This window comes from Pantoea septica (assembly GCF_002095575.1).
Classification (GTDB): Bacteria; Pseudomonadota; Gammaproteobacteria; order Enterobacterales; family Enterobacteriaceae; genus Pantoea; species Pantoea septica.
This window is the reverse complement of record NZ_MLJJ01000083.1, coordinates 1-934: the sequence shown is the minus strand read 5'-3', so window position 1 is coordinate 934 and position 934 is coordinate 1. Positions and strand designations below refer to the sequence as shown.

1 protein-coding gene is annotated in these 934 nt (G+C 56.2%); it reads left to right on the top strand.

All coding sequences use genetic code 11. The features are described from left to right. The coding region (gene tuf, locus HA46_RS20620) for an elongation factor Tu (protein WP_143807703.1) at positions 1 to 932 on the top strand (932 nt) is incomplete at its 5' end. Positions 933 to 934: the final 2 nt, after the last annotated feature.

Here is a 934-nt window from a genome sequence, read left to right as displayed (position 1 = left end):
ACGCCGACTACGTGAAAAACATGATCACCGGTGCTGCTCAGATGGACGGCGCTATCCTGGTTGTTGCTGCGACTGACGGCCCGATGCCGCAGACCCGTGAGCACATCCTGCTGGGTCGTCAGGTTGGCGTTCCTTACATCATCGTGTTCCTGAACAAGTGCGACATGGTTGATGACGAAGAGCTGCTGGAGCTGGTTGAGATGGAAGTTCGTGACCTGCTGTCACAGTACGACTTCCCGGGCGACGACACCCCTATCGTTCGCGGTTCCGCGCTGAAAGCGCTGGAAGGCGACGCTGAGTGGGAAGCGAAGATCGTTGAGCTGGCTGGCCACCTGGATACCTACATCCCGGATCCGGTTCGTGCTATCGATCTGCCGTTCCTGCTGCCGATCGAAGACGTATTCTCAATCTCTGGCCGTGGTACCGTTGTTACCGGTCGTGTTGAGCGCGGCATCGTGAAAGTAGGCGACGAAGTTGAAATCGTTGGTATCAAAGACACCGCGAAATCAACCTGTACCGGCGTTGAAATGTTCCGCAAACTGCTGGATCAGGGTCAGGCTGGTGAGAACGTCGGCGTTCTGCTGCGTGGTATCAAGCGTGAAGAGATCGAGCGTGGCCAGGTACTGGCTAAGCCGGGCTCAATCAAGCCGCACACCACTTTCGTGTCAGAAGTATACGTTCTGTCCAAAGAAGAAGGCGGTCGTCACACTCCGTTCTTCAAAGGCTACCGTCCGCAGTTCTACTTCCGTACTACTGACGTGACTGGCAACATCGAGCTGCCGGAAGGCGTTGAGATGGTAATGCCGGGCGACAACATCAAAATGACCGTTACTCTGATCCATCCGATCGCGATGGACCAGGGTCTGCGCTTCGCAATCCGCGAAGGCGGCCGTACCGTTGGCGCGGGCGTTGTTGCTGAAGTTATCGCTTAATT